Annotated in this window: 8 protein-coding genes; 1 reads left to right on the top strand and 7 read right to left on the bottom strand. The window is 58.2% G+C overall.

What is annotated here, in order from left to right:
* Positions 1-4: 4 nt before the first annotated feature.
* From AC0GUR_RS04575 to AC0GUR_RS04560, 4 genes are all read right to left on the bottom strand, one after another.
* Positions 5-1,594, bottom strand: a complete 1,590-nt coding sequence (locus tag AC0GUR_RS04575; RefSeq protein WP_472876298.1) for an aspartate:alanine exchanger family transporter — start codon at positions 1,592-1,594, stop codon at positions 5-7.
* A gap of 19 nt (positions 1,595-1,613) precedes the next feature.
* Positions 1,614-2,471 (bottom strand): pyruvate formate-lyase-activating protein, encoded by an 858-nt coding sequence (gene pflA, locus AC0GUR_RS04570; protein WP_472876297.1) that lies wholly within the window; start codon positions 2,469-2,471, stop codon positions 1,614-1,616.
* 9 nt (positions 2,472-2,480) lie between these two features.
* Positions 2,481-4,736, bottom strand: coding sequence for a formate C-acetyltransferase (gene pflB, locus AC0GUR_RS04565; protein WP_472876296.1), 2,256 nt, complete (start codon positions 4,734-4,736; stop codon positions 2,481-2,483).
* A 291-nt stretch (positions 4,737-5,027) separates the two neighbouring features.
* Positions 5,028-5,399, bottom strand: a complete 372-nt coding sequence (locus tag AC0GUR_RS04560) for an SLOG family protein (RefSeq protein WP_472876295.1) — start codon at positions 5,397-5,399, stop codon at positions 5,028-5,030.
* 829 nt (positions 5,400-6,228) lie between these two features.
* On the opposite strand from AC0GUR_RS04560, the gene AC0GUR_RS04555 reads away from it, so the two are divergent.
* Positions 6,229-7,674 (top strand): DUF1254 domain-containing protein, encoded by a 1,446-nt coding sequence (locus AC0GUR_RS04555; protein ID WP_472876294.1) that lies wholly within the window; start codon positions 6,229-6,231, stop codon positions 7,672-7,674.
* A 651-nt stretch (positions 7,675-8,325) separates the two neighbouring features.
* Here the strand turns inward: AC0GUR_RS04555 and AC0GUR_RS04550 are convergent.
* From AC0GUR_RS04550 to AC0GUR_RS04540, 3 genes are all read right to left on the bottom strand, one after another.
* Positions 8,326-8,661, bottom strand: a complete 336-nt coding sequence (locus tag AC0GUR_RS04550) for a hypothetical protein (protein ID WP_472876293.1) — start codon at positions 8,659-8,661, stop codon at positions 8,326-8,328.
* Positions 8,662-8,742: 81 nt separating this feature from the next.
* Positions 8,743-9,285 carry a hypothetical protein gene (locus AC0GUR_RS04545; protein ID WP_472876292.1) on the bottom strand — a complete coding sequence of 181 codons (543 nt, stop codon included), beginning with the start codon at positions 9,283-9,285 and terminating at the stop codon, positions 8,743-8,745.
* 162 nt (positions 9,286-9,447) lie between these two features.
* Entirely contained in the window at positions 9,448-9,780 is a 333-nt protein-coding gene (locus AC0GUR_RS04540; RefSeq protein ID WP_472876291.1) for a DUF7957 family protein, read from the bottom strand.
* Positions 9,781-9,902 lie beyond the last annotated feature (122 nt).

The following is a 9,902-nucleotide window of genomic DNA, read 5'->3' as shown; positions in this document are numbered from 1 at the left end:
TCCATCACGAGAAGAACGACGGCGCGATGTCGACGAAGAGAATCTTCAGGATCGTCATGCCCGGAAAAATCATGGCGTAGCCAAGGTCAGGACGGTCCGTGGGCGTGAGCTTGTTTGCATAGGCGAGAATGGCAGGATTGCCACAAGCCCCGGCGACGACACCCGCCACCTCGTCAAACGGCATCTTGTAGACCCACAAGCCGAGAATGAGGATGGGGAGCACGAGTACGACAAGCACAATGGCGCCCAGACCTAACATTTCCAGCCCGGTCTGCGTCACGGTGGCGGCAAATTTCGGTCCGGATGACATGCCTACCTGTGCAAGGAAAAGCGTCAGACCGAGATTGCGCAACACCAGGCTTGCCGAGAGTGGAATGGTCCAACTGAGGCCAGCTGTGCGGCGGAGTCGGCCAAGTACCAGCGCCACGATGAGTACGCCTGACAGACCGAGTGCCAGCTTGCCGATACCAGGCAGGGGAAACTGGATAGCGCCGAGAAAAAATCCAAGCGCCATGCCGATACCGATGGATATGTAACTGAACTCTGCGGTGCCTTTGATGGAATCACCGAAGAATTTACGCAGTGAGCTGAAGTCGGAACGATGGGCCAGCACGCCCACCCGATCACCAAATTCAAGCACGAGGTCGGGGCGTGGTGTGATATCCGCGTCGCCGCGTCGAACCTGCACAACAATGTTACTTTGCTCGCCCGGGAGGGCCAGCTCACTTAGCGCACGGCCCACCACCGTAGGGCGCGACGCAAATATGCGCACATAGTCGATATCGCTTCGATCCCGCAATATCTGCCCAGGTGTCACTTCGCCCAGATAACTGCTGGCCTGCTGCAGGCTCTCCATGCTCGGACTCACCACGAAGACAACATCGTTCTCCACGACGACCAGCTCAGGGGAGGCCGGGCGATTGTGGTGCGCCGTGCGAAGCGCAACGATCTGCACCTCGGGAGGAAGCTTGCTGGCGATTTCGCCAACCGTCCTGCCCAAGGCTGCCGCGTTACGCACCGCAATCTCGACAAACTGGAGCCCAGCGGCTGCAGTCGGCTGAATCTTGGGCTTGAGCAGGATAAAGCTGAAGTATAGAAACAGGATCGGCCCGGCGACGCCGAACGGATACGAAACCGAGTAGCCCACTGCCGGATCGTCATTGCCAAGCGTTGCAATGGCCGCCTGCAGGGTGGGCGTGCTGGTGCCGGACCCGGCGAATAACCCAAGCGAATAGCCCAACTTGAGATCCATATACTTCGTAAATAGCAGGCTGACTGCAGCGGAAAGCCCGACACCGATAATCGCCATCAGGTTCGCCCGCCGCCCTGACTTGCTCGTGAGGCCAACGAAGAATTGCTTTCCGTAGTGGATGCCCACGGCATACAGGAACAGCGCCAGGCCGAGCGTGCCTACCATGGGGGAGGGTACGGCCTTGGGTGCGAACCAGCCCATGGCCAGCGCGACGAAAAGCACGGCGCCCACGCCCAGGGAGAACCCCTTGATATTGATCTCGCCAACGAGGTACCCGATGGCGATAGTGAGGAACAGCGACATCATCGGTTGCTGCTCAAGCAGCGTCTTGATGACATCCACGGGCCTTCTCCTTATGGCATCAGTACACGGTCAATCCCCTACTGCGAAATTGCCCGCGCACGCGCTCGGTCAGAGCGGCGTCGGGCGCTTCGCAATCCTCCAGCGTGTAATCAAGGCCAAGCGCTTGCCACTTGTCGCTTCCCATTTGGTGAAAGCGCAACACTTCGACGCGTTCGAGCGAGGTCAATTGCGCGCAGATATCCGCGACCTTCTCGACATTGTCGTATCCGTCCGTGAGCCCTGGGACAAGAACGAAGCGAACCCACATGGGGCGCTTCAATGATGAAAGCCGGTGAGCATAGTCGAGCGTCGGCTGTAGCGGCTGCCGAGTCACTTTCTCATAGATGTCAGGATCGCCGGACTTGATGTCGAGCAGGTTCAAGTCAATATCCATCAGATCCTTGTCGGTCAACCGATCGCCCAGCCGGCCCGACGTATCCATGCAGGTATGCAGGCCGAGCTCTTTGCAGCGTTGGAAAATGCGAAGTGCGAAACGGTGCTGGACCATGGGTTCGCCGCCCGAAAGCGTGACGCCCCCTCGGCACACCTTCAGCACATGTGCGTACTTGGAAATCTCGTGCATCGCACGCGAAACCGTCACGGGATACCCGTTGCGCTTATGCCAGGTGTCGGGGTTGTGGCAGTACTGGCACCGGAGCAGGCAACCGCTCAGGAAGGCCACAAAGCGAATGCCTGGCCCATCGACGGTGCTTCCTACCTCGTAGGAATGTACATATCCGACCAGATCATCCTGATCGGCCACTTCTTCGACGTCCCCTGGGTGCACGGAAAAGTAATCGTGCACCTGCGCCGACTCTATCGCTCCCTCGCGGTCGACCTTCAACTCGTAGCGACTGCCGACCCGTGGTCCGCTCATGGCAAGGGCCTACAACGACCCATGGAATGTGCGATTGATGACGTCCAGCTGCTGCTCTCTGGTGAGCCTGACGAAGTTAACCGCGTAGCCCGACACCCTGACGGTGAGTTGTGGATACTTCTCCGGATGCTCCATCGCGTCCTGCAATGTCTCCCGGTTCAACACATTGATATTGACGTGGAAGCCACCGCTCGAGAAATACGCATCCAGCGCATCAACACCTCGGGAGATGCGGTCTTCTTCCAGGCCAAGCGCCGAAGGGACAACAGACAGGGTCAGCGAGATGCCGTCCTCGGCATCGTCATAGGGAATCTTGGCAACTGACATCAGGGCGGCCAGCGCGCCATGGGTGTCCTTGCCGTTTGCCGGATTGGCGCCAGGTGCAAACGGCTGGCCCATCTTCCTGCCGTCTGGCGTGTTGCCGGTTGCTTTGCCATAAACGACGTTGGAAGTGATGGTGAGTACCGATTGCGTGTGCGTTGCACCGCGGTAGCTCGGGTACATGCGTATTTTGTTCATCATCATCGAGACAAGCATCTTGGCGATGTTGTCCACGCGATCGTCATTGTTGCCAAAGCAGGGGAACGTACCCTCAATCTTGTAGTCCGTGATGAGGTCGCGGTCGTCCCTTATGGCGGTCACCTTCGCGTACTTGATGGCCGACAGGCTGTCGGTAGCGTGTGAGAGACCGGCAATGCCGCAGGCGAGCGTGCGCAGGACATCACGATCATGCAGCGCCATCTCAATGGATTCGTAGCAGTATTTGTCGTGCATGTAGTGAATGATGTTGAGCGCATTCACGTAGGTCTTGGCGAGCCAGTCCATCATGGGATCAAGTCGCTCCATGACCTCCTCGTACTTGAGGACATCGCCCGTGATAGGGGCGAGATTGGGGCCTACCTGCTCACCAGACACTTCGTCGCGACCGCCATTGAGCGCGTACAGCAGGGTCTTGGGCAGGTTCACGCGAGCGCCGAAGAACTGCATCTGTTTACCGACGCGCATGGCTGAAACACAACAGGCTATGGCGCAGTCGTCCCCCCACTTTGGCCGCATCAGATCGTCCGACTCGTATTGAATCGAACTGGTATCGATCGACGCCTTGACAGCAAAACGCTTGAACTCTTCGGGCAGGCGAGGGGACCAAAATACGGTGAGATTGGGCTCGGGCGCGGGGCCCAGGTTGTAAAGCGTGTTGAGCATGCGGAACGCCGTCTTGGTGACGAGCGTTCGCCCGTCCTCGCCGTTGCCGCCGAGAACCTCGGTCACCCATACCGGGTCACCCGAAAACAATTGGTTGTATTCCGGCGCACGCAGAAAGCGCACGATGCGCCACTTGATCACCAGATCGTCGATGATCTCTTGCGCTTGCGATTCGGTCAGCGTTCCTTCCCGAAGGTCGCGCTCGAAGTAGATATCCAGGAACGTCGAAAGCCGGCCCGCCGACATCGCAGCGCCGTTCTGCTGTTTGATGGCCGCCAGATAGCCAAAATAGGTCCACTGAACGGCCTCCTTGGCGTTGGTGGCCGGCCCCGAAATGTCGTAGCCATAACGCGTGGCCATCTCCTTCAACTCTTTGAGTGAACGAGACTGCTCGGCCAGCTCTTCGCGCAATCGAATCACATCTTCGGTGGAATGGCGGTCATCCAGTTCATGCTTCTCCCGCTTCTTGTCCTGAATCAGAAAGTCGACGCCATAGAGTGCAACTCTTCGATAGTCGCCGATGATGCGTCCACGCCCATAGGCGTCCGGAAGCCCCGTCACAACACCCGACGACCGAGCTTTTCTGATATCCGGTGTATACGCGTCAAAGACGCCGTCGTTGTGGGTCTTTCGATACTTGGTAAAGATCTCGCCAACCGCTGGATCCGGCGTACGTCCATACGACTCAAGGCTGGCGGCGACCACGCGCCAGCCACCAAACGGCATGATGGCGCGCTTGAGTGGTGCGTCCGTCTGCAGGCCGACAATGATCTCGCTGTCCTTGTCGATATACCCGGCGTCGTGCGCCAGGATGCCGGACGGCACCTGTGACACATCGAGGATGCCCTTCTCGCGCTCCTCCGCCAAAAGCGGCTGCAGCGACTGCCATAGGCCCCGAGTGCGATCGGTGGCGCCAGCCAAGAAGCCGGCATCACCCTCGTAGGGTGTGTAGTTGCGCTGGATAAATTCGCGAACGTTGACGCGTTCTTGCCAGGACCCTGGAACAAAGTTGCGCCAGGCGGATTGCTTGCGCCCACTTTGATCAAACGCTACGGAAGCCATCCCGTCCCCCTACTGGCGATTTGCCAGGGTGGTCTATGACTCTCCCCAAGTGATCCATCCCTGGATCTGTGCCCAATAGGGTCTATGTCACCTGCGCATCGACTTCTGCGGAAACGATGTAGTTAACTGTCTCAAAGCGAGGTCTGGGTCTCCAGCATCCATCGTGAAGTCGCCACATTCCCTACGGTGGAGCAAGCCAGACTGTATAACTCGTAACCATGCGCTTATGAGCCTAAAGTGCCCGTGAAGGCGTGACGCGCACTACGGACCGACCTCGATGGCCTGGACAGCTTATGGAGGCGACGGATGCCGATGATCGTCGTCGCCGATGGTGTCGACTGGAATATCGCAGCTGCGCGCCTCATCCATGATCATCTGCGATACCTCGTCACGGCCAAACGCGAGCACACGATCCGCCTGGAGCAGGGCGACCAGCAGTCCGCGCCAACGCTCGGGGCCATCACCAAACTCCGGCAGGGCGGGCACGATGTCGACATTGGTGCCGGTTCGCTTGGCCCAGCGTTTTGCCAGGCGGTCGGCGCCTGAGCGGTTGCCGATGATCAGCAGCGCGATGTCGTGGGTGTCGAGCACGTGCTCCATCGCGAGGGCGTTGTGGTAGTCGCTCTCGCCACAGACGAACACGATCGGATAGGTCTCGGACACGTCTGATTTTCCTGTCAGGCACGGTGAAGCGACGACTCGGCGCGGTCGCTGAATCGTGTAGGCGAATGCCCTGTTCAAAGGTCAATGAACGCCGAAGGATGGCGCACCGAACCTAGCTTCGATGCGCCACGGGGGCGATCATCGAACGCGGTCAGCTGGCGACGGTGGGTGGGTGTTGCGACCCATCGGCCGAGTGTTCAAGACAGCCATGTGCTGCCTCAAAGCCGGCCTTCATGTCACCGGAAGCCCGCAGCGCCACCGGCTGAGCCCACCGTACCCGCGCGATGGCCCGACGCTGGCGCCAGCGGTCACGGTGCATTCGCAACGTGGTTGCTACCGCAGACGCCAGGTGCATCGGGTGACGCAGGGGAGGGTGGACGGGGGCCAGGCCGTGGGCTGGCAAGCCGCCGGTGAGCGCCGTAGCACCTCTGCCATCGGCAGGTGGCAGGCGGACGCGTGTCGTATGATCGTAAGCAGCCATCATCAACTCGTTTCAGTTGGTTTTGGTTAGCGGGTCGGGAGTGTTGCTGCACTCTCGGCCCGCGCCTCATGACACGAGGGTCATGGCCACCCGCCCAAGCACAACCTCTGCCCCCGCGAGTGACAGCGCGACGTTAGCAAAACAGCGGCGATATCACCTGTCAGTGATGGCCGATACTTTTTGCGCGTATGGCGGCCGATGTAGTTGTCAGCGGACACTTCCCAATGCAGTCTGACTTTACGATCAGGTAGGTAAATCTACCTAGTCACCCTACGTGGTAATGCGGTTGTCCGACGCAGCTCGCCACCCTGAGGATTCATCGTCGACGATGTGATCAGAGAGGGGCCTATGAAGGACCGCACGGTAACGAAATTCCGGCACGCACTCATCAAGGCCAGTCTCTTTTCAGCCGGCCTCGCCCTTGCTCCCATGCTCGCGGCTGAGGGTGTGCAACCTGTCGTTGCGCAGCAACAGAATCAGCTCCTGCATAGCAGAGCCTTTGAAGCCGCAGTTTGGGGCATGCCCATCGTTGCTGCTGACGCCATCAGACAGGGGTTCCTTGGGCTGGGCGCGAAGTACAACGACATCGCGTATTTCTCCAAGTACCCGAATTGGAAGTTCCAGACCACCACGCCCAATGCCTCCACACGCTATATCTACAGCGCATACAGCACCAAGCAGGACGGCCCCTTGGTGCTCGAAGTGCCACCGGCGATCGGCGCTGGGCTCTACGGACAGTTGTGCGACATGTGGGATGTGCCCCTCAACATCGTCGGCCCAGGTGGAGACGACAAGGGCAAGGGCGGCAAGTACCTGATCCTTCCCCCCGACTATCAGGGCGAAGTGCCTGCGGGCTATATCCCCGTGCGCTCATCCACGTTCGGTGGCTTTTGGCTGATGCGCACTATCGCCAAGAGCAGCTCGAAAGTGGATCAAGATGCCGCTGTGGCATTGCTCAAGAAGATCCGTATGTACCCGCTTTCACAGGCGGTCCATCCGCCTGAGCAGCGCTTCGTCGATGCATCCGACAAGCAGTGGAGCGGCATCCCTCACATGGATGAAACGTTCTATGCGGTGCTCGCGAAAATGGTGAACGAGGAGCCGGTGAACCCGCGCGACCTTGCCATGATGAACATCCTGAGTACGATCGGCATCGAAAAAGGCAAAACATTCCAGCCCGATGCGGCCATGAACGCCACGTTCCGCCAGACAGCGGCCGAGGCAAAAGGTTACTTCCAGCGTCTTCAGTCACAGTCGCTCAAGCCCTATTGGGAGGGTGCGAACTGGGCACTTCCCGATGTGTCCGGCATGAAGACCGAGTTCTCGTATCAGACGCCCGACATGCTCAACTACGATCTTCGTGGCATGGGTGGCTTTATGTTTTGGGCGCCGCCGAAGAAATCGGACGCGAGTGCGCCGACGATCTATATATCCACGCTAAAGGACCGCAACGGCCGACCATTGAGTGGCGGCAAGACATACAAGCTGCACGTTCCCGCCAACGTGCCGGCCAAACAGTATTGGTCGACCACGGTTTACGACTGGGATACGGCCGGATTTATCCGCGAGGCTGCCGTTGTCAGCCTAGATTCCTACGACCAGAAAACCAGCAAAAATGCGGACGGATCGATCGACATCTACTTCGCGCCAATAGCTCCAGCAGGCAAGGAAAACAACTGGGTAACCACCGGCAAGGACGGTCAATGGTTCGTTATCTTCCGACTGTATGGGCCAGACAAACCGTTCTTCGACAAGACCTGGAAACTCCCTGATATCGAAGATGCGGGACTCTAGGAAGCCGAATGTCCACTTCGGAAGAGAGTCCGCTTTGGGTCGGAAGCGGACCTACTTTAGCCACGAATATCCGTGTGTGCCTGCTTCGCGAAATACGTGGCAACCGTCCTGACTTTGAATAGATAGAATCCCGCTGCGGTGACCACCAGTGCGCCGACTAGTCCCCAAATGGGATCTCCGAGGGCTGGATAGGGGATGACTAGTCCGATGGTCGCGAACCCTAGATATAGCGGGCGCGCCCATGCCATTTTCCTCAGAAGGGCCACTCCTGCGATTAGACCAAAAACGCCGACGAGTGATGCAAAGAACCCAGCGCCGCTGCTCCACCATCCCGCTTGGGAGACATGCCGTCCGTTGATCGCAGAAGAATCATTCGGCACCACGGACACTACAAGGAAGATTACGCACGCCATTGCGTGAGCAGTCATGAGCCTGAGAAGCTTTGGCATTGCCCAAAAGTTTGCCCACATTTCACTATTTCCTCTTTGCCATCCAAGCCAGCCGAAAGCGCTGTGCCACTCCTACAAACCGAAAGGTCCGCTATGGGTCGGAAGCGGACCTTTCCATTACTAATGGCTCGGCGCCGCGCGTGTCCACTCTCATCCCAGATCGCACGGCCCTTCTCTTCCGCCACAGGACACGCCGCCAACCCTACTTCCGTCCGACTCGCAGCATGCCAACACCGACAATCGCGAGCGTCAAACCTATCCCGACATTGAAAGCGCCGACAAGTATGCGCTCGAACAACGGCGCGGTAGGAAGAATGGTCGCGGATGGACGGAATTTGCCGGGAGAAACGATCTGCCCTGTATCCATGAAGTACCAGCCGACAAATGCGAAGAAACCCGCTGCGGTAAGGAGGCAAATGATGCCCATGGCCGGATAAGCAACCTGAGACAGTCGTGGAGTCAGCTTGCTCATCACATATATAACCATGGGCGACAGGAAGGCAGCAGCCACGACGGCGAACGCGAGATGATCCTTCATGGATGCGAAAAGCTTCCTTTGATGAACTGTGGCTAGGTAGACGCCTGAGGTACAACTGACAGGTACGCAAACTTTTCTTGGTCAACGAACCGAGATCGTTACCTTGACACCAGGGCTATTGGGATAAAGGGACGCTACGAGGCACGAATTCACATCTGGCCTGGAGAAGTTGCATATGACGTCCTTCTGGGCGCCGACTTTCAGGTCCCGGGGAGACAGACCGGAAAATGCTACCCGACCATTGGGGGCAACCACGTCTATGCCGACTGCCAGGAGCTTCCAAGAGCATTCTGCCTGCTCTACATACCGGTCGAGGTAGATGGGGAATACGTCGCCCACCTGCGCGATAGATATATCGGCCTTGGGAACAACCATGACTCCACCCAGCGCCTTTCCGTAGTCGATATATCCGCAGTCACCACTCATGTTGCCGTATTGCGCCACAACTTTGGCGCTGTACACGCTGGTCGAGTCGGCCTTGATTGACACCCGCAGAAGGTCTTTTGCTGTTTGGTTGAGCGGAGGAGGAGACAAGTCTTTCTTATGTGTGCAGCCAGAAACCGCACCTATCATGGCAACGGCAAATGCGGCGCGAGTCAGTGACCGACGCAATTTGTTCTTCATCCTTGCTCCCGAACCATGCGACCAGACCCACCACTTCCCAGTATTCCGGCAATGCGTGCCACATAGAGAAATCCATCGACACTGCCAATCTGCATCCGTACCCCCCTATCCCTGGAATGGTTTGAATGTCCGCTCCGGGTCGGAAGCGGACCTTTCGAAAAGTCACTTTGTGAACTGCTTAGACGTCACTTGGCCTGACTTGTAGTCGATCGCGCAAGCGAAGCAAGCGAAATTGAACGCGGATAGAGGTTCTTCGGAAGTGATGCCGGTGTACGCATCCACTTCCCCCATTCCTATGTCCTCCGCCCGCCAAAGATTCTCGCCGCTGAAGCTATAACCAAAGAGATTTCTGGCTGGCTTACCTCTCGGAAAGGCCATCCAATCGCAAAGAACCACAACAACGTCCGCGACTCGTCGGGCATCGAGGACCGGGTATCCGACCTCAATCGGTCCATTGGGACCGGCAACCTGGCTTCCCTGAAATCTGAGCTTCAAAGTCCTCTCCCGTCTAAGAGCCCCATAGCTCCTAAGGTCCGCTCTGGGTCGGAAGCGGACGTTACCTCAGGCACCTAGCTGCCAGGTCACGACCTGTCCATTGATTACCCAGTGGCCATCGG

It is taken from the genome of Dyella sp. PARNA 12/25 (genome assembly GCF_055702865.1).
Note: the sequence above shows the minus strand (reverse complement) of the source record. Positions and strands in the feature narration are given on the sequence as shown.